The organism is Rhizobium sp. SRI_017, from assembly GCF_057586295.1.
The window spans coordinates 41,112-57,506 of record NZ_JBYCZP010000014.1 but is presented as its reverse complement, the minus strand read 5'-3'; the positions used below and the strand labels follow the sequence as shown (position 1 = coordinate 57,506).

The 16,395-nt window shown below is 61.0% G+C and carries 18 protein-coding genes; 5 read left to right on the top strand and 13 right to left on the bottom strand.

The window, feature by feature from the left end:
* Window positions 1–79 precede the first annotated feature (79 nt).
* Together uvrC and AC2YI2_RS25355 are read right to left on the bottom strand one after the other, a co-directional pair.
* A complete protein-coding gene (gene uvrC / locus AC2YI2_RS25360) occupies window positions 80–2,119 on the bottom strand; it encodes an excinuclease ABC subunit UvrC (protein WP_487389432.1) in 2,040 nt (679 codons plus the stop codon).
* Between the two features lie 10 nt (window positions 2,120–2,129).
* Window positions 2,130–2,897: an SDR family oxidoreductase gene (locus tag AC2YI2_RS25355; RefSeq protein ID WP_487389300.1), complete on the bottom strand. Its 768-nt coding sequence runs from the start codon at window positions 2,895–2,897 to the stop codon at window positions 2,130–2,132.
* Between the two features lie 354 nt (window positions 2,898–3,251).
* Between AC2YI2_RS25355 and AC2YI2_RS25350 the strand changes: the two genes are divergently transcribed.
* Window positions 3,252–3,887, top strand: coding sequence for an outer membrane protein (locus tag AC2YI2_RS25350; protein ID WP_487389299.1), 636 nt, complete (start codon window positions 3,252–3,254; stop codon window positions 3,885–3,887).
* A 51-nt stretch (window positions 3,888–3,938) separates the two neighbouring features.
* Here AC2YI2_RS25350 and AC2YI2_RS25345 read toward each other — a convergent pair whose 3' ends face one another.
* From AC2YI2_RS25345 to AC2YI2_RS25330, 4 genes are all read right to left on the bottom strand, one after another.
* Window positions 3,939–4,535 (bottom strand): glutathione S-transferase family protein, encoded by a 597-nt coding sequence (locus AC2YI2_RS25345; RefSeq protein WP_487389298.1) that lies wholly within the window; start codon window positions 4,533–4,535, stop codon window positions 3,939–3,941.
* 7 nt (window positions 4,536–4,542) lie between these two features.
* On the bottom strand, window positions 4,543–5,220 hold the full coding sequence (locus AC2YI2_RS25340; RefSeq protein WP_487389297.1) for a ribonuclease T2 family protein: 678 nt from the start codon (window positions 5,218–5,220) through the stop codon (window positions 4,543–4,545).
* Window positions 5,187–5,645, bottom strand: a complete 459-nt coding sequence (locus tag AC2YI2_RS25335) for a hypothetical protein (RefSeq protein ID WP_487389296.1) — start codon at window positions 5,643–5,645, stop codon at window positions 5,187–5,189. Before AC2YI2_RS25335 ends, AC2YI2_RS25340 begins: the two co-directional genes overlap by 34 nt.
* A 68-nt stretch (window positions 5,646–5,713) precedes the next feature.
* Complete coding sequence (locus tag AC2YI2_RS25330; RefSeq protein WP_487389295.1) at window positions 5,714–5,908, bottom strand: hypothetical protein; 195 nt, start codon at window positions 5,906–5,908, stop codon at window positions 5,714–5,716.
* An 80-nt stretch (window positions 5,909–5,988) separates the two neighbouring features.
* Here AC2YI2_RS25330 and AC2YI2_RS25325 point away from each other — a divergent pair, with 80 nt between their 5' ends.
* Together AC2YI2_RS25325 and AC2YI2_RS25320 are read left to right on the top strand one after the other, a co-directional pair.
* Window positions 5,989–6,564, top strand: coding sequence for a metallophosphoesterase family protein (locus tag AC2YI2_RS25325; RefSeq protein WP_487389294.1), 576 nt, complete (start codon window positions 5,989–5,991; stop codon window positions 6,562–6,564).
* 139 nt (window positions 6,565–6,703) lie between these two features.
* The gene (locus AC2YI2_RS25320; protein WP_487389293.1) at window positions 6,704–7,993 is read left to right on the top strand and encodes a Tad domain-containing protein; all 1,290 of its coding nucleotides are present in this window, start codon (window positions 6,704–6,706) and stop codon (window positions 7,991–7,993) included.
* Window positions 7,994–8,000: 7 nt separating this feature from the next.
* Here AC2YI2_RS25320 and AC2YI2_RS25315 read toward each other — a convergent pair whose 3' ends face one another.
* Entirely contained in the window at window positions 8,001–8,846 is an 846-nt protein-coding gene (locus tag AC2YI2_RS25315) for a 23S rRNA (adenine(2030)-N(6))-methyltransferase RlmJ (protein WP_487389292.1), read from the bottom strand.
* An 84-nt stretch (window positions 8,847–8,930) separates the two neighbouring features.
* Between AC2YI2_RS25315 and AC2YI2_RS25310 the strand changes: the two genes are divergently transcribed.
* Both AC2YI2_RS25310 and AC2YI2_RS25305 read left to right on the top strand, forming a co-directional pair.
* Window positions 8,931–11,063, top strand: a complete 2,133-nt coding sequence (locus AC2YI2_RS25310; protein ID WP_487389291.1) for a molybdopterin oxidoreductase family protein — start codon at window positions 8,931–8,933, stop codon at window positions 11,061–11,063.
* Window positions 11,064–11,070: 7 nt separating this feature from the next.
* Window positions 11,071–11,658 carry an NUDIX domain-containing protein gene (locus tag AC2YI2_RS25305; protein ID WP_487389290.1) on the top strand — a complete coding sequence of 196 codons (588 nt, stop codon included), beginning with the start codon at window positions 11,071–11,073 and terminating at the stop codon, window positions 11,656–11,658.
* A 1-nt stretch (window position 11,659) separates the two neighbouring features.
* Here AC2YI2_RS25305 and AC2YI2_RS25300 read toward each other — a convergent pair whose 3' ends face one another.
* From AC2YI2_RS25300 to purM, 6 genes are all read right to left on the bottom strand, one after another.
* A complete protein-coding gene (locus AC2YI2_RS25300) occupies window positions 11,660–12,175 on the bottom strand; it encodes an RES family NAD+ phosphorylase (RefSeq protein ID WP_487389289.1) in 516 nt (171 codons plus the stop codon).
* A complete protein-coding gene (locus tag AC2YI2_RS25295; RefSeq protein WP_487389288.1) occupies window positions 12,172–12,531 on the bottom strand; it encodes an antitoxin Xre/MbcA/ParS toxin-binding domain-containing protein in 360 nt (119 codons plus the stop codon). The genes AC2YI2_RS25300 and AC2YI2_RS25295 overlap by 4 nt, the downstream gene beginning before the upstream one ends.
* Window positions 12,532–12,587: 56 nt before the next feature.
* Window positions 12,588–13,514, bottom strand: a complete 927-nt coding sequence (locus AC2YI2_RS25290) for an omptin family outer membrane protease (RefSeq protein WP_487389287.1) — start codon at window positions 13,512–13,514, stop codon at window positions 12,588–12,590.
* A gap of 52 nt (window positions 13,515–13,566) precedes the next feature.
* A complete protein-coding gene (locus AC2YI2_RS25285; RefSeq protein WP_487389286.1) occupies window positions 13,567–14,394 on the bottom strand; it encodes a hypothetical protein in 828 nt (275 codons plus the stop codon).
* A gap of 138 nt (window positions 14,395–14,532) precedes the next feature.
* Window positions 14,533–15,153 (bottom strand): phosphoribosylglycinamide formyltransferase, encoded by a 621-nt coding sequence (purN, locus tag AC2YI2_RS25280; RefSeq protein WP_487389285.1) that lies wholly within the window; start codon window positions 15,151–15,153, stop codon window positions 14,533–14,535.
* The gene (gene purM, locus AC2YI2_RS25275; protein ID WP_487389284.1) at window positions 15,150–16,238 is read right to left on the bottom strand and encodes a phosphoribosylformylglycinamidine cyclo-ligase; all 1,089 of its coding nucleotides are present in this window, start codon (window positions 16,236–16,238) and stop codon (window positions 15,150–15,152) included. Before purM ends, purN begins: the two co-directional genes overlap by 4 nt.
* Window positions 16,239–16,395: the final 157 nt, after the last annotated feature.

Here is a 16,395-nt window from a genome sequence, read left to right as displayed (position 1 = left end):
GACCGACCCCCATTAGAACGCCATCGCCCCCGGGCGATGGCGTTTTTGCATTTGAGCCTTTGGGTTGACGCTAGTTGCGTTACCTTTCCGGAACCTTGTCATGGAAATGCGCATAGACGATGCGCGCCACGGTTTCCGAAATGCCGGGAACCGCAAGCAAGTCGGTTATCCCGGCCCGCGATACCGCCTTGGCCGTACCGAAATGCTGCAGCAGCGCGCGCTTGCGCGTCGGTCCGACGCCGGACACTTCGTCCAGCGGATTCTTGACCATTTCCTTCTTCCGCCGGGCCCGATGTGAGCCGATCGCGAAGCGGTGGGCCTCGTCGCGCATACGCTGGATGAAATAGAGCACCGGGTCGCGCGGCGGCAGCGAGAAGTCCGGCTTGCCCTGCATGAAGAAGCGCTCACGCCCGGCCTCACGATCCTGACCCTTGGCGACGCCGATGGCGGTCACGACATCGCGGATGCCAAGTTCGTCGAGGATAGCGCGCACAGCGGTCATCTGTCCCTGGCCGCCGTCGATCAGGATCACGTCCGGCCACATGGGGAAGGGCGTATCATCTGAAGGGGGCTGCGTGCGATCAGGCAGGCCTTCTTCCTTGATCAGCCGCGAGAAGCGCCGTGTCATCACCTCGCGCATCATGCCGAAGTCGTCGCCAGGGGTCAGTTCTTCATTCTTGATGTTGAACTTGCGGTACTGGCTTTTGACATAGCCTTCCGGGCCCGCGACCACCATGCCGCCGACGGCATTGGTGCCCATGATGTGCGAGTTGTCGTAGATCTCGATGCGGCGCGGCGGGTAGGGCAGGCTGAAGGTCTCGGCCAGCCCGTTGAGCAGGCGCGCCTGTGACGAAGTCTCGGCGAGCTGGCGGCCATGCGCTTCGCGGGCATTGTTGAGCGCGTGCTCGACCACTTCGCGCTTCTCGCCGCGCTGCGGCGCATGGATATGGACGCGGAAGCCCGATCGCTCCGTCAGCGCGTCGGAGAGCAATTGCTGCTCCTCGACCGTCTCCGACAGCAGGATCTGCCGGGGACAGGGCTTGTCGTCATAGAACTGCGCGAGGAAGGCATTGAGCACCTCCGCCCCGGTCATCGCAGGATCGGCCCTGGGAAAATAGGCGCGGTTACCCCAGTTCTGGCCGGTGCGGTAGAAGAAGACCTGGATGCAGGACAGCCCGCCATCGTGGTGGATGGCAAAGACATCCGCCTCTTCGATCGAGGCGAGATTGATGCCCTGGTGGCTTTGCACATGCGAGAGTGCGGCGAGCCGGTCGCGATAGACGGCAGCGCGCTCGAAATCGAGATCCTCCGCCGCCTCGTTCATGCCCTTGGCGATGGTCGCCTTGACCAGCTGGCTGCGGCCCGAAAGGAAATCACGCGCTTCCGACACGAGTTCCCCATAGTCTTCGTCACTGACCTCGTGCGTGCAGGGCCCGGCGCAACGCTTGATCTGATAGAGCAGACAGGGGCGGGTCCGGCTTTCGAACACCGAGTCCGTGCAGGTGCGCAGCAGGAAGGCGCGCTGCAGCGAATTGATCGTCCGCCCCACCGCGGTTGCCGAGGCGAAGGGGCCGAAATAGTCGCCCTTCCGCACGCGCGCGCCGCGATGCTTCATGATCGCCGGCGCCCGGTGCGCACCCGAGATCAGGATATAGGGAAAGCTCTTGTCGTCGCGCAGCAGCACGTTGAACTTAGGCCGCAGGCGCTTGATGAGGTTGGCCTCGAGCAGCAGCGCCTCGGTCTCCGTCCGGGTGGTGACGAATTCCATATTGGCCGTCTCGCGCACCATCCGCGCGATGCGGTTGGAGTGCACGCGGCCCGCCGCATAGTTGCCGACGCGCTTCTTCAGCGACCGCGCCTTGCCGACATAGAGAACGTCGCCTGCCACGTTGAACATGCGATAGACGCCAGGGCTGTTCGGCAGTTGCTTGACGAATTCGCCGATCAGTTCCATGCCGGTGAGGCCGGTTTCCGGCCGCGGGGTCTCGTTCCAGGCGATAGTTGCGCCTGTGCCGTCGGTAACGGGGGCTTCGACGTCCGGCTCGACGAGGTCGTCCTCATCCTCCACCGGTTCGTCGTCATAGAGTATGCCGCCATCGAGCGGCTTGCCAGAATTCATTACCACCTAGTCATTCCACAACCTCTGCCACATCGGGCGTTTGCCAGGCGAGATGCTGGCCGCCATCGAGTGCGATCATCTGTCCCGTGATCGACGGGGTCTCGTGCAGGAACCGGATCGTCCGGCCGAACTCGTCGAGTCCCGCACCCTTCTTCATAATAAGCCCCGACACCTGCTTCTCAAAGTCTGCCTGTGTCTGCCGCGCCGCCGGCAATGTCGGGCCTGGACCGATGGCATTGACCCGGACACGCGGTGCCAACGCCTGCGCTGCCGTCTTGGTCGCCATGAAAAGCGCCGCCTTGGATAGCGTATAGGAATAGAATCGCGGTGTCGGCGACCAGACGCGCTGGTCGACGATGTTGACCACGAGCCCACTGACACCTTCCGGCAGTTGTCGCACGAAGTCCCGGGTCAGCACCGTCGGCGCCTTCACATGGATGGCGAAATGGTCGTCGAACAGCGCCTCGTCGAACTCGTCGACGCTGTCGCGCTGGAAGATCGAGGCATTGTTGACGAGCAGATCGATCGGCCCGACCAGCGCGTTCGTGGCCGACATCAGCGCCTCGCGCCCTTCGCGGCTGATCAGGTCGCCGGTCACAACGCAGGCACGACCGCCGGAAGCGGTGATCTCATTGCGCATCGCCGCGGCTTTCTCTGTTGATGCCGAGGCATGGATAGCAACGGTATAGCCATGCGCCGCCAGATCCCTGACGATCGCCGCGCCGATGCGCCGCGCACCCCCGGTCACCAGTGCGGTCTTCAATTGTGCTGATGTCAAAACCGGCCCTTGTGAATCGCTTCATTGATGGAGTTAACAGATATAGTGCTGATACGGCTTGTTCAAACGGCCGGATTACATCTTTGTTAACCAACGTAATCTTTTCGAATTTTTATGTATATTTTGGAGATGGAGGATATGTGGGAGAATTTTTGGAAGTATGGTGAATGAAAGGTATAGTTATGATCCTGGTGTTTACACAATAACACAACATTGCCATGATTGATTCACGTTTCGGTAACCGGAAATCCGCCATGAAGGGGCATGAATTCTTCGATCCAGGAAGGGATTGAATTCGAAACCGTTGCCGGTTTGTCCTCCCAAGACATGCGGCTGCACATAAGGAGTAAAGTCATGCGTACCTTCACCAAGATCCTCGCCGCTTCGGCCATCGCGCTCTCAGCTGCATCCTTCGCGCGCGCCGCCGATGCCATCGACGAAATTCCCGCAGCGCCCGAGTCGGTCGAAGTCGCTCCGGCCGACAACTGGGAAGGCGCTTATATCGGCGGCAAGCTTACCCACCAGTGGGGCAAGATGAAGGATAACAAGGATTACGACGCCCGCAGCTTCGGCGGCGGCGTCTATACCGGCTACAACAAGCAGGACGGTCAGATCGTCTACGGCGCCGAAGTTGATGCCAACTTCTCGGGCCTCGACAAGACCAACAAGAATGTCGAAGCGAATCAGGGCCTGAACGGGTCGCTGCGCGCCCGCGTCGGCTATGACCTGACCCCGGCGATGGTCTATGCAACCGGTGGTCTTGCTGCGACCAATATGGAAGTCAAGGACGCAACCTCCGACAGCAACAAGACGCTGCTCGGCCTGACGCTCGGCGCCGGCGTGGAAACCAAGATCACCGAGTCGATCACGGCCCGCACCGAATACCGCTACACGAACTACCAGACCCAGACATTCAACCTCGACTCCGGCGCCACCGACCGTGGCCTGAAGGAGCATCAGGTCAATGTCGGCCTCGGTCTGAAGTTCTGATCTACCTCCAGCGAACGACAAAGGGCCGGGAGAAATCCCGGCCCTTTGTCGTTACTGCTGCGGCTTCATGTTTTCGAGTTCGGGAAAGAACTTCTCGAACTTCTTCGGCCAGCCCTTGAGCTTGCCGCGACCCTTCTCCCACTGTCCGGCAAAGCGCAGGTCGAGATAGCCAAGGAGGGCTGCGAGAGCGAAATGCCCGCCATGCAGCTTCTTCGTCGTCTTCGGCAGGTTGGTATTGAGATGATCGAGCCCGCGCGCGACCTTCTCCCACTGCCGGTCCATCCAGGGCTGGTACTGCATTTCAGGCGGCCGGGTACGCTTCTCGTAGACGATCGCGAGCAGGCAGTCGGTGATGCCGTCGCAAAGCGCTTCGAGCACATCCGCCTCGGTGCGCTTCTCGTTCTTGCGGGGATAGAGCCCGCCTTTGGTCATGCGGTCGAAATATTGCATGATCGCCCGGCTGTCGAAGATCGGAGTTTCACCTTCGCGAGTGAGCACAGGGATCTTGCCGAGCGGGTTGTTCGCGATCAGGTCGGCGGGTGCGCCATCGGTCTTGGTCGGCACGGCCTCGACATCGAGACCGAGATGGACGGCGGCCATTCGCGCCTTGGCCGAATAGGGCGAGGTGGAAGAATAGAGCAGCTTCATGAAAACCTCAGGGTAGGGCGGGCACGCTGATCATGCGCGTCCGGCAGGCGTTTCTATCCACCTCCGCGCAGGCGCGGAAGGTCAATGACTTCGTCATGCAGATGCGGATCTCGCTCAACTGGCCGCCTTCGCAGCCGACCGCGATTGCATCCGTCTTCAGGCCGGGATTGGCGCGGGCAAACAGCGTCTCGATCTCGTCGGTGGCAAGACGGCGCTGGATGCGGCCATCGAAGATCGTGGGCGGCAACCTGATCTTCCGATAGGCGGCCCTGAGCGTGTCGAAATAGATCCGCTGCGTCAGCCCCGAACAGGTGCCGTGCTTGCGCCATTCATGGCCGGCGAGGCCGGCCGAGGGGATGATGTCGTAGAGCGTCTTCGCGAGCGCCTGCGGCACGCGCTCGGACTCCGAGCTCGAACAATATTCCGGCCAGCCGCGCTCGTTCTGCGGCCAGAGGCCATGGGCGATGAAAGTGTAGGCCCGGCGTCCGTCACACTGCGCGGTCGAGCCGTCACGGTCGTTGCTGGCGCACCAGCTCGGCGACCATGAGAGCGACAGCACGTAGAAGTCGAAATCGTCAGCGCTGGCGGCCTGCGGCACGATCAGCCCGGCCAAGATCGTCAGCAGGCAGAGGCACCAGCGCGCCACCCGGCTCACCAGCCGATATTGTTGCGGATCGTCGAGCAATCCTTGCCATAAACCTTCCAGGGATCAAGGCCGACAATGCAGAACTCGACACCCGTAAACAAAGGTGCCCCAGCGAGGCTCCAGGGCTTTTCCAGAATATACCACATGTCCCTGATGGTACGGTCGTTCATCCGTGCCTTGGCATGGCACCACTTGCGGTCGACCGTGTGCGTCTCGTCGCGCTCGCGAGAATAGGTTTCGACGGGATTGATGATCTCGACCAGGAACAGTTTGGTCTTGGTGTAGCCGCGAAACTTGTGGTCGACATCGCGCTTCAGATTGTTCAGAACCGTCGCGGTCGCGCATTGGTCAGTCGAATTGGGCAGATCCGACAACCCGGGCAGCTTGAATTCGCCTGCATGCGCCGTCGCCGCCGCCACCAGGGCCGCCAGTCCGATCGCCATTGCCAGACGTCTGCCAAACATGGTTTCACTCCATTCTCAAAGAGCCGCACCTTGATCCGCTTGCCGTTGGCGGGTCAAGTGCAAAGCTGTCACAGTCTCCTGCCTATGAGCGATTTCCGCCCCGCATTTTCCTCCCGAAGCTCATCCATATCTCCGACATCCACATCAATCCCGAACCGATCCTCGGCATCGATCCCGTCGCCAATTTCAAGGCGTGCCTCGGCCACATTGCGGAATTTCATGCCGACGCCGAGCGGATCGTTATCACCGGCGATCTCACCCATCACGGACTGCGCGAAAGCTATATCCGGCTCAGGGATATCCTTGCGACATACCCGCTCCAAGGGCAGCTGGAGCCGCGCTATTGGTCGGCAACCATGACGACCGCGAAACCTTCCGTTCGATCTTCCCCGGAGCGGCGTTCGACCCGAACGGTTATGTGCAATGGGTAGAGGACGTCCCTGTCGGCCGGTTCATTTATCTCGATACAGCGGAGAAGGGTACCCATGCCGGACACTACGGCGAAACCCGGCTTGCCTGGTTGAAGACCGAACTGCAGCGAGCCGTGCACGAGGGCGTCGGCGCCTGGCTGTTCATGCATCACAACCCTACCGGGGTTCATGTCGCCAATGCCGATCGTATCGGGATCGTGCAGGAAGCACAGTTTCAGGCTCTACTTGGAGAGTACAAACGCGTGGTGAGGCACATCTTCTTCGGTCACTGCCACTTCACCCTCAGCGGCGCCATCCATGGCATCCCCTTCTCGGCGCCGCGATCGACCTGCCACGCCTGCTGGCCCGATTTTTCCGGCATTGCTGGACGCATGGGCTATGGTGACCTCGTGCCGAACTATAACGTCTGCATCATTTCAGAACGTTCCATTCTCGTGCATTCCATCGATTTTTTGGATCAGGGAAAGGTGCGATGGCGGAATGACTGACCAAAGCCGGAAAATTTATGGAAAATTCACCGTCGCTTAAATATCGGGCGGCGGCGATGCTGCGCGATGGGAACTGTTAACCGGATAGCCGCGCAAGAAGCGTAAGTAGATTTCATCAATCGAACTTGCTGGACTTGCCATGAAGAAACTCGTTGCCAGACTGATCACCAACAAATGCGGAAACTTCGGCATGGTGCTGGGCTTGATCATGGCGCCAATGGCAATGGGCATGGGTGCGGCCCTGGATTACAGCTACGCCTTGTCGATCCGAGGAGAATTGCAGACGGCGGCAGACAGCGCCGCAATCAGCGCGCTGGCTGAACAGTCGGCCGGCGTCGTAGCCGCACTGAGCCAGAGCCTGACCGGCGAGCTCGCATTGGCCAAGGAGGATGCGCAGAACCTGTTCGGGGCTAACTTGTCTGCCAAGACCAAGTCCTATCTTTCCGGCACCGAAATTGTCATCAAGCGGAGCGGTGTGACATTCACCTCCCATGTCGCCTATTCCGGCAGTGTGCCCACGAGCTTCCTCGGCATGTTCGGAATCCGCACCGTGCGGATCGCAGGCGTGGCAGAGGGCAGCTACGTGCCGGCAAATTACATCGACTTTCATCTAATGCTGGACAATTCGCCGTCCATGGGACTCGGGGCGACGACCACAGACATTGAAAAGATGGAAGCAAATACCCCCGACAAGTGCGCGTTCGCATGCCATATCGAAGGCAGCACCAACGACTATTATGCCTTGTCAAAAACGCTTGGCGTAACCCTTCGGGTCCACCTCGTCAGCAAGGCAGCTCAGAAGATGATGGACACAGCGAAGACTGTTCGTCGCTACTCGAACCAGTATCGCATGGCCGTCTATTCAATGGGCGCGAAGGCTACCAAGGTTGAATTGACCGATGTGGCTCCCCTTTCAAGCGATCTGGATGACGTGAAGTCGAAGACTGCAACCCTCGACCTAATGTCGATTCCCCATCAAGGCTACGACAACGACCAGCAGACAGACTTTGAAAAGATGCTCAAGGAGCTTAAGAAAGTCATGGACGAGGGCGGCACAGGCCTTAACAACACGGACCGCCAGAAAGTCCTCTTTTTCGTGTCTGATGGGGTCAACGACAGCTACAATCCATCCGGATGCAAGAAGAAGGTCACAAGCGGTCGATGCCAATCGCCGATCGATATAAAGATCTGTGATCAGATCAAAAAGAACAATATTCAAATCGCGGTGCTCTACACGACCTATCTGTCGATCGAAAACAACGGTTGGTATCGCGACTGGATCAAACCCTTCCGCTCGGAGATAGGGACCGAGATGAAGGCATGCGCTACTGACGGCCTCTTCTTCGAAGTCAGCCCCTCTCAGGGCATCGACGAGGCCATGAACGCATTGTTCATGAAGGTCATCAACATGCCCAAGCTTACCATGTGAGTGATATTCACTCGCCTCTGATCCAGGCAATCCTGTTGCCGGCAAACCGATCCTGCCCCAGCTTCTCCTTGAGGAATGGCAGCAGGATGTCGAGCTCACCCTTGAGCGTGTAGGGCGGGTTGACGATGATGAGGCCGGAGCCGGTGAGCCCGTCCTCGCGCTCGCTCCGCACCGTTAGCTCGGCCGACAACATCTTTGGAATTTCAAGCTCATAGAGCGCCTTCGTGAAGTCCTTTATCGGCGCGCCGCGTTTGAGCGGATACCAGAGACAATAAACACCGCCTGGAAATTTCCGCCAGGCTTTGCCGAGACCGTCGACCAGTCGCGCATATTCGTTCGGTTCCTCGAAGGGGGGGTCGACCAGGATCAGGCCGCGCTTTTCCTTCGGCGGCACATGCGCATTGAGCGCCAGCCAGCCGTCGAGATGGGTGACGCGCGTCTGGAAGTCGTCGGCGAAATTGCCCTGCAGCGTCTCGCAATCCGCGGGATGCAGTTCCATCAGCGACAGCCGGTCTTCCTTGCGCAGGAGCATGCGCGCGAGCTTCGGCGAGCCGGGATAGAGCCGCACATTGCTCGTCGCATTCAGCGACTTGACGACATCGAGATAAGGCGCGAGCAACGGTGCGACAGCCTTCGGCAGGTCCTTGCCCAGCAGCTTGCCGATGCCGCCAAGCCACTCGCCGGTCTTCTGCGCCTCCTCGCTGGAGAGATCATAGACACCGATGCCGGCATGGGTATCGATCACCCGGAAGGGCTTGTCCTTGAGCTTGAGATACGCGATCAGACGCGCCAGCACCGCGTGCTTGAGAACATCGGCGAAATTGCCGGCATGATAGATGTGGCGGTAATTCATGACTTCCCGTGATAGCAAGATGATATTTTGCGATTGCGAAGGCGCCGCCTTTCCGCCGCGTTCGCTGTGTCCTATAGAAATGCCATGAACATCGCCACCCCTAGGGGCCACCTGGCCTCCGACAACATCGAAAAAGTCAAGGTCGGCCACACCGCCTGTCCGCATGACTGTCCCTCCACCTGCGCGCTCGACATCGAGATCGGCGCCGATGGGCGCATGGGCCGCGTGCGAGGGTCCGAGGACAACAGCTACACGGCGGGCGTGATCTGCGCCAAGGTCGCGCGCTATGCCGAACGGCTCTACCATCCCGACCGGCTGATACATCCGACGCGCCGCACCGGCGCCAAGGGCGCGGGCAACTGGCAGCGAATCGACTGGGCGGACGCGCTCGACGAGATCGCCGAAGCCTTCCTCAAGGCCGAGGCGCGTCTCGGCTCCGAGACCGTATGGCCGTATTATTATGCCGGCACGATGGGCTGGGTGCAGCGCGATTCCATCGACCGGCTCCGCCACGCCAAGAAATATTCCGGCTTCTTCGACTCGATCTGCACCAACCAGGCCTGGACCGGCTATGTGATGGGCACCGGCGTTCTGCGCGGCCCCGATCCGCGCGAAATGGCGAAATCCGATTGCGTGGTGATCTGGGGCACGAATGCCGTCTCGACACAGGTCAATGTCATGACCCATGCGATCCGCGCCCGCAAGGAGCGCGGCGCCAAGATCGTGGTCATCGACATCTACGACAATCCGACGATGAAGCAGGCGGACATGAAGCTGATCCTGAAGCCGGGATCGGATGCCGCGCTTGCCTGCGCCGTCATGCATGTCGCCTTCCGCGATGGCCATGCCGATCGCGCCTATCTCGCCAAATACGCCGACGATCCCTCGGGCCTCGAAGCCCATCTTGCGACCCGTACGCCGGAATGGGCCGCCCTGATCACTGGCCTCTCCGTCGAGGAAATCGAAGCTTTCGCCCGCCTCGTCGGCACGACCAGGAAGACCTATTTCCGCCTCGGATACGGCTTCACCCGGTCGCGGAATGGCACCGTTTCGATGCACGCGGCGCTGTCGGTGCCGGTGGTGCTCGGCTCGTTCCAGTATGAAGGCGGCGGCGGCTTCCACTCCAATGCCGGCATTTTCGGCATGGATAGCCGCCTGCTCACCGGGGCGTCCATGATCGACCCCGCGATCCGCCATTTGCCGCAAACCGAACTCGGCCGGATCCTGACTGGCGACAAGGCCTCGTTGCAGGGCGGCGCACCGGTAACGGCGATGCTGATCCAGAACACCAATCCGGTGAATATCATACCAGAACAGCGGCTGGTCCGGCAGGGTTTTGCCCGCGGGGATCTGTTCGTCGCGGTCCACGAACAGTTCATGACCGAAACCGCCGATATCGCCGATATCGTGCTGCCCGCCACCATGTTCGTCGAGCACGACGATATCTATCGCGGCGGCGGCCAGAGCCACATCCTGCTCGGGCCCAAGCTGATCGAGCCGCCGGAGGATGTCCGCACCAATCTCTTCGTCATCGAGGAACTGGCCAAGCGCCTCGGCGTCGCCGACATGCCCGGCTTCGGCCTTTCCGAGCGCGAGCACATCGATGCCATCCTCGCGCCTGTCGGGGTGGGTTATGATGATATGCTCAGCGACAAGTGGATCGACCGCCAGCCGGATTTCGAGACAGCACACTATCTCAACGGTTTCGCCCATCCCGATGGTAAGTTCCGCTTCAAGCCGGACTGGAAGGGCCAGCGAGGCCCGACGCGAGCGCCTGATAGCATGGGCCTGATGGGACCGGTCGAGACCCTGCCTGTTTTCCCGGACTATTGGGCCTCGATCGAGGAGGCAGACGCGATGCACCCTTACCGTCTGGCCACGCCGCCGGCGCGCAACTTCCTCAACTCCACCTTCGCCGAGACCAAGACGTCGCGCGAGAAAGAGGGCAAGCCCGAACTGATGATCGCGCCTGCGGATGCTGAACGCGAAGGCATCGTGACGGGCGACATCGTCACGATCGGCAATGAACGCGCATCGCTGCGCATCCATGCCCGCGTCACCGCTCTCGCCAAGGTCGGCACCGTGATCGCCGAGGGTCTCTGGCCCAACAAGGCGCATCTCGACGGCGAGGGCATCAATGCGCTGACCAGCGCGGACGCAGCGGCACCTTTTGGCGGCGTCGGCCTGCACGACAACCATGTCTGGCTGAGGAAATAGCCCATCCATGACCCCGAAATCCGATCCCAGGATCACGCTGCTCGACCGGCAGACCCTGTCCAAGCGCTTTGTCAATCTCGAGAAGGTCACGATCGAGCACGCCACACGCTCCGGAGGCCGCATCACCGTCGAGCGCGAGATCCACGACCACGGCAATGCCGCAGCCATCCTGCTCTATGATTCCGCACGCAAATCCGTCGTGCTCGTCCGCCAGCTCCGAGTGCCCGTCTATCTCAATGGCGGCGAAGGCTGGATGATCGAAGTCCCCGCTGGATTGCTCGACGGCGATCATCCGGCGGAAGCCATCGCGCGGGAGGCGATGGAGGAGACCGGCTATCTCGTCGAGAATGCCGAATTCATCTTTGACGCCTACATGTCGCCGGGCACGTTGACCGAGCGCGTCAGCTTCTTCGCCGCCGAGATCGATCTGGCGAAGAAGGTGGGCGAGGGCGGTGGCCTCGAATCCGAAGGCGAGGATATCGAGGTGCTCGAACTGACGCTCGACGCCGCCTTCGCGATGATCACAACCGGCGAGATCTGCGACGGCAAGACGGTCATGATGCTGCAATGGGCGAAGATGCGCTACTGCGCGTGAGTTACTGCCACGATCGCTGGTCTTTCGGCAGACGGTCGTTTGGGTCGAAAATGCTCACCCGATCCAGCGGGCCGGTGTTCCATCGCCAGAGCACTATGTTTCGAAACTCCGACCGAGCGCTGCGGGCAAACGAAGGTACCGAAATCCCTGCCCACCGCTTGGCGAGTTTGTCATATACGGACCAGGATCGAGGGCGATTTCCCCCGGATGTCTCGAGCATCCAAGGCGAGCCGAGGTCATCGATATTGATTCCCTCGCCGGCGAGAAGCACCCCGTCGGTAAGATCTCCGATTTCGATCGCCGCGATCTCGTAGGTGCAGATGGTCAGCGGCTCGAAGCGATAGGCAAAACCATGGCTTGCTTCCAGCACCGCGCCTTCTAGTGTCGTTGCGAGGTAAAGCGCCGGTACGCCCTTGGGATTGAATCTGCCGCCGTGAATGGAAGCCCCTTCGCCCGAAAGCGGGTCGAAGGCCCATTTCGGATCGTGCGCACGATAGGCAAAGCCGGAAAAATTCACGCAAATCCGCCCAGCGCCACGTGATCGAGATAATCGCGCACGGCGACGGCCTTGCCCGACTTGACCAAGCTTTCGGCCGTTCTGCCACCAAACTCAGAGAGAGGCTCCGAGCGATACCAGGCGAAGGCTTGCTTGATCCCGCCGGCCCAGGGTGTGACGCGATGAAGGATTTCAGCTGTTTCGCGCAGGCGATTTTGCGTCTGTGCAGAATTGGCGCGAGCCTTGCGATTGAGATTACCCGACGCAATGCCCGCCGTCTCCGCCAACTCACGCTTGCTGATGCCGAGTGCGGCAGTCAGTTCGTCGGCGGTGCTTTCACTGGCAAGAGATAACCGAAGCGCCACGCTCGATGTCATCGAAATTGCTCCATATCATGGGCAAAATATATGACATCAGCGGCTCGCCTGCAAGATCAGAATTTTCCGCGCAACCCCAGCGACACCGTCACCGACATGTAGTCCGCCCCCGCGCCATCGGGGAATTTGCGCTTGCCGCCGTTGAGCGTGTCGATCATGTCGGTATCGGCGCGGCCGCGGATGATCTGGTCGAAGGCGCCGGAGACGAAGAATGCGGTGTTGGGCCGGACCTCGTATTCGGCCGAGCCGGTGATCATCACCGCCGGTGTCGTTTCGATATGGTCGATGAAACGCAGGTCGCGCATCCAGTGGTCGTCGGTGCCCTTGCCATTGACGGCGACGCCGCCCTGGAAGCCGCCGGCGAAAGTCCAGGGGCCTTCACTATGCGTCAGGTCGATGCCGAGAAAGGGGACAGGCCATTGCTGGCGATAGCTGATGCCCTTCTCATTGTCGGGGAAATCGCCCTTCAGGTCTCGGAAGCCGGATGACGAATAGACATAGGAGCCGCCCCAGGCGGTCCATTTCACGTCGGTATATTTGACGCCGCCGCCGAGCGAGACGGTCGTGCCGTCATAGGAAAGCACTTCGCGGCCCGCTTCGATGGTACCTGTGAAATAGTGGTTGAGGCGGGTGTCGGGATGGACGGAGCGGTGCGTCCAGGGCTTGTCCTGGATGAACCAGTCGTAGTCGCGCATATGGCCGTCGCCGTTTATGCCGATCGTGCCGGTTGCCCGAAGGAAGAACTGGTCGAAGTCTACCTTTGCCTGGCCGGTGAAGGTGCTGATGGCACTGCTCTCCCAGATGAGCTGGGAGACCTTCCATTTTCCTTGGTAGACGAGTTCGTTGGCCTCGATGGCGGTGATGCCGTAGCTGCCGCGGAAGACCACCGCGCCGTCGGCAGAGGTCAGGAGCATGTCTTCCGCATGGACTGCGGCCGGCAGGCTGTACACGGTCGCGGACAGAATGATCAGCCAAGGCTTCATGCAAGTCTCCTCGAATCGGCGCTGATCGAGGATAACATCGGTGGACACTGCTTCAACGGGTGGAGGCGGTGATGTCCTGCGCCAGCACAAGGCTCGCGTAAGCTGCGGAGGCGGAAAGCCGGACCATGGGCGTGCCGCGGTCGAGTTTCGAGGCGATCGACAGGCCGGTGACGCTGCAATTGCCCGATTTCACGCGGATCGCAGCGCAGGTCGCGGCCACGTCCCTATAGATGCGCTTGCGCTGCGCGGCCGACTTTTCGAAGAAGATTCGCGAGGCCGTCGCGGTCTTGCCGGGGCTCGATTTGGTCACGAGGAATTCGTAAGAGGCCTTCGGATCGATCATGCCGAGAGGATTTTTCTCCGCGAAAGCCAGCTGCAGCTGATACTCATAGGCATTGTCGCCGATCGCGCGGCCGGTGGCGGACATCACCGTGCATTGGCCAGCCAGCGTCTCCAAAAGTGCCACGCATTCGCTCTCACCGATCTCCTGGATCCGGTCGTTCGCCGCATTGAGCAGCTCTTCCTCGGTGACGATCTTGCCGGATTTCTGCTTTTTCTCCCCGAGCGGTTGCTGGATCGTGACGACGAGCCGGCGCTCGGCCACCATGTCGCCGTGGACTTCGAGAAGCTGGTAGGCGAACTGGTTCGCCGGGCTCTTCAGGCTTTCCGGCACGACATTGGCATTGAGGCTGGCGGCGCGGCGCTTCCACTCGTCCTGCTGGACGGAAATATCGTTGCCGAGCTGGGTCAGCGTGTAGGCGTTGTAGACCTGGAGGAAGAGCAGGGCGACGAAGGGAATGACGATGAACGTCGCGAGCAGCACCAGAAAGAACTGCTGCCCTTTCGGCAGAACACGCCAGATGGACATGAGTTTGCGCATAACAACCCCTTCGCGTCGTGACACTCATTGGTGGTGAGCGCCGTTAAGACGAGCTTAACAACGGCTTTGGGGGCGGGGATGAGTTGGCAGGCAGTTTATTTGAGGTGAGGGGATTTGCTGGAATTTTAGCGAATTGTATCAGCCGAAAGAGACGAGCTGAGCGGCCTCGTCGGTCCCGAAGTCACCACCGGCAACTTTGCGCAAGGCGGCGGCGTAGAGCTTGTGCTCGGCCTTCAGCACCCGGGCGGCCAAAGTCTCGGCCGTGTCGCCTTCCAGGACAGGGACGGCGGCCTGGGCGACGAGGGGGCCTTCGTCGACGCCTTCCGTGACGAAATGCACGCTGCAGCCAGCCAGCTTGGCGCCGGCGTCGATCGCGCGTTGATGGGTGTGCAGGCCGGGAAAGAGCGGCAGCAGGGAAGGGTGGATGTTGATGATCTTGCCGCGCCAGACGCCGATGAAGTCGGTCGAGAGCAGCCGCATATAGCCGGCAAGGCAGATGAAATCGAGGTTCAGGCCGGCGAGATGGGCGAGGATAACCGCCTCATGCGCGGCCTTGGACGAAAAGTCCTTGCGCTCGAAGGCGATGGCCGAAACGCCCGCCGCTTCCGCCTTGGCCAGGCCGCCGGCATCCTTGTGGTCCGAGATCACACCGACGAACTCGACGGGATAATCAGCTGCCTTCGAGGCGGCGATCAATGTGGACATGTTCGAGCCGCCGCCCGATATCATGATCGCGGCGCGCTTTCTCGTCGATGTCATAGGGCGAGCGCGCCCTTGTAGCTGACGCCGGCTGCACCGTCGGTGCGGGCGATCATGCGGCCGAGCGTCACGACGGTTTCGCCTTCGCCGGTGAGGACGGCCGCAACCGCTTCGGCCTTGTCCGCCGGGACCACGGCGATCATACCGATGCCGCAGTTGAAGGTGCGCAGCATTTCCTTCTCGGCGACGCCGCCGGTCGCGGCAAGCCAGCGGAAGACCGGCTTGACCGGGATGGTAGCGAGATCGACTTCAGCAGCGAGCGTCTTCGGCAGCACACGCGGAATATTCTCCGGGAAGCCACCGCCGGTAATATGTGCCAACGCCTTGATCGCGCCGGTCTCGCGGATCGCCTTGAGCAGCGGCTTCACATAGATCCTGGTCGGCGTCAGCAGAGCTTCGCCCAGCGTCTTGTCGGCGTCGAAGGGTGCCTTGGCATCCCAGCCGAGGCCGGAAAGCTCGACGATCTTGCGGACCAGCGAATAGCCATTGGAATGAACGCCCGAGGAGGCCAGGCCGAGGATGACGTCGCCTTCGGCGATATCGCCAGCCGGCAACAGCTGGCCGCGTTCGGCGGCACCGACGGCAAAGCCTGCGAGATCGTAATCGCCTTCGCGGTACATGCCCGGCATTTCGGCCGTCTCGCCGCCGATCAGCGCGCAGCCGGCCTGGCGGCAGCCTTCGGCGATGCCGGCGACGATGTCGGCGCCCTGGTCGGGATCGAGCTTGCCGGTGGCGAAATAGTCTAGGAACAGCAGCGGCTCGGCGGCCTGCACCACGAGGTCGTTGACGCACATGGCGACGAGGTCGATGCCGACAGTGTCATGCTTGCCGGCGTCGATCGCCACCTTGAGCTTGGTGCCGACGCCGTCATTGGCGGCAACCAGGATCGGATCGCTGAACCCTGCGGCCTTGAGGTCGAACAGACCGCCGAAGCCGCCGATCTCGGTATCGGCGCCCGGCCGGCGGGTCGAACGTACCAGCGGCTTGATTTTCTCGACCATCAGGTTGCCGGCATCGATGTCGACGCCCGCATCGCTATAGGTGAGGCCGTTGCGCTTCAGGCCATTGTTCGGGGCGTCGGTCATCATGGGCTCCGGTCTGGGTCGTTTGCGGGAAGCGAATAGCGGATGGATGCCGGGAATGCCAGTGGCTTTGACGGATTTCCTCAGGGTGACGAGGTCGTGAAGGTTAGGGCAGGCCTCACCAGGGTTGTTCCGGTGTTGAACCCCTTGCATGATGGAT